Consider the following 2,358-nt stretch of genomic DNA (forward strand, 5'->3'; position numbering starts at 1 on the left):
GCCCGCGGCACGCAGCACCCGCCGGATGCCGCGCCGGGCCGCCACCCGCAGCGGCCACGCGGTCGCCGACGAGACGGGGTCGCTGAGCAGCGGCACGCGTCCGTAGACGTGTCCGGAGGCGCGGGTCGCCAGGTCGTGGACGCTCTCGACCGCCGCGTCCGCCGACCCGCGCGAGAGGGTGACCACCCGCTCGACGTGACGGTCGCCGAGGGCCGGCACCGCGCCTCCTGCGGGGAGCACGGCTCCTGCGGGGAGCACGCCGCCCGCGGCGAGCGCGTCGCCGAGCCGGACGAGCAGCGTCGCGATGCCGCCGTTGTCGCCGCTGCCGGCGTGGGTGAGGCCGGCGTCGATGTCGGCGTGCAGGAAGAGCTGCGCGATGGTGAGGCCGTCGCGCCCGGCGGGGTGGTCGCCGTCGGGTCCGTCCTCGACTCCGCGGTCGTGCACCCGGTGGCCGTCGGGCACCTCGTCCGGGGCGGAGAGGTCGATCGCGGACAGGCGCGCGACGTCGCCGAGGTAGCCGTCGTGGCGGGCGAGCTCGTGGACGACGGCGGCGACCGCCTGGTCGCCACGACGCTGGCCGAGGGCCGAGACGGCGGCGACGCGGACGTGCTCGTCCTCGCCCCGGTCGCGGGCGATCGTCAGCAGCGGGCGGGAGGTGATGCGGGCGCGCACGAGGCCCAGCGTCTCGACCAGGCGGTACCGGGCGTCGGGCTCGTGCACGCCGATCAGGGCGCCCTCGAGGGCGACCCCGACCACGGCGGGGGCGGCCGACGACCACTGCTCGAGCGTGCGCTGGGCGACCATGCCGGTGAAGCCCCCGGCGACGACGAGCCCGATCAGCCGACCGACCGTGTCGTAGCGGGGCAGCCGCTGGCTGAGCGCCGACGCGGCGTGCTCGCGGAGGAAGGTGCGGTCGCTCGACAGCAGATCGCTCAGCACGACGTCGGCCTGCTCGTCGAAGACCTGCGCGAGGGCGTTCGTCGCCGCGATGGCGACGAGCTGGTCGGGGCTGCCGAGCGCGCCGCGCAGCACGCGGATCGTCCGGGCCCCGCCGGTGCGCGCGGCGTCGAGCGCGAGGTCGTCGGCGAGGCGCATCGAGTCGACCAGGCGGTCGGCCTCGTGGATCGCGTCGAGCGAGGTCTGGATGCCCATGGCGGTGCCTCTCGGGTGCGGCGGGGTGGTGGTGCGGTGCCCGGCCCGCGGAGCCCGGGGCCTGGTGGAGCCTATCGCCGCCCGGTGGCCGCCCGGTCGCCGCACGGTGTGCTCGGCGCCGCGGGGGTCCGGTACCGTCGTGGGCGGCATCGATCCCGCTGCCGAGTCCCGCAGCGAGAGGTCCCACCCGTGCGAATCGTCACCATCGGAGACGTCGGCGTGCTCGACGGCATGGTCCACATCGGCGACGAGGCGATGTTCCACGAGGCGACCGTGCAGCTGCGCGCCCGCGGCGCCACGATCACCGGCGTCTCGTCGAACCCGGCCGAGACCGCCGAGCGGTACGGCATCGACGCCGTGCCCGCGATCGGCTTCCACCCCGCGACGACCGGCGGCCGGCTCGGCCAGCGCGAGCGACGCGCCCGCGTGCTGTCGGCCATCGACGGAGGCGCGGGTCACCTCCCGCAGGACGACCCGGCCTGGCAGGTGGTCGAGGCCGTCCGCGAGGCCGACGGCGTGCTCGTCGCCGGCGGCGGCAACATGGCCTCGCTCTGGCCGATGCACGTCTACGAGCGGAACACGCTCGGGCTCATCGCCCGACGCTTCGACAAGCCGCTGGTCGTCAGCGGGCAGACCATCGGGCCGGTGCTCGAGGGCGAGGACCGCGAGCTCGTCACCGAACTGCTCGACGCCGCCGCACTCGTGGGCCTGCGCGAGGGCGCGTCTCTCGAGCTCGTGCGGTCGCTCGGCGTCGACCCGACGACGACCGTGGGGACGGTGGACGACGCGAGCTTCCTCGGGTTCGAGGCCGCGCCTCCTGCCGGGGGTGCGGCGAGCGCGGCGTCCGTGGCGGGCGCGGCGGCGCCGTACCTCGCCGTCAGCCTGTCCGCACACGTGGGCGACGCCGACCGGGGAGCCTTCGCCACGGCCGTCGCCCGACTGCTCGACCGGGTGGCGGGCGAGGCGGGGCTCGAGGTCGTGTTCCTCGCGCACTGGGGCTCGCTCGACCCGACCGAGGAGCGCGGCGACTCGCTGCTGCACCGGGCCGTGCTCGACCAGCTGACCGTGCCGGCGCGGGTCGAACCCACGACCGACTCCCCCGCGGCCGCCCGCTTCGCCCGCGGGGCGGCCCTCCACCTGACGAGCCGCTACCACCCGGCCGTGTTCGCCGTCGCGGGCGGCGTGCCGACGGTCGGGCTCGCGGTC

The 2,358-nt window shown here is 76.7% G+C and carries 2 protein-coding genes; one reads left to right on the plus strand and one right to left on the minus strand.

Going from position 1 to position 2,358, the window contains the following annotated elements:
• Positions 1–1,152 (minus strand): HEAT repeat domain-containing protein (locus IFT36_RS15795; protein WP_463671338.1); only part of this gene is annotated, 1,152 nt, incomplete at its 3' end.
• 189 nt (positions 1,153–1,341) lie between these two features.
• On the opposite strand from IFT36_RS15795, the gene IFT36_RS15800 reads away from it, so the two are divergent.
• A partial coding sequence (locus tag IFT36_RS15800) for a polysaccharide pyruvyl transferase family protein (RefSeq protein ID WP_200413635.1) occupies positions 1,342–2,358 on the plus strand: 1,017 nt, incomplete at its 3' end.

The organism is Frigoribacterium sp. CFBP 13605, from assembly GCF_014839405.1.
Lineage (GTDB): Bacteria > Actinomycetota > Actinomycetes > Actinomycetales > Microbacteriaceae > Frigoribacterium.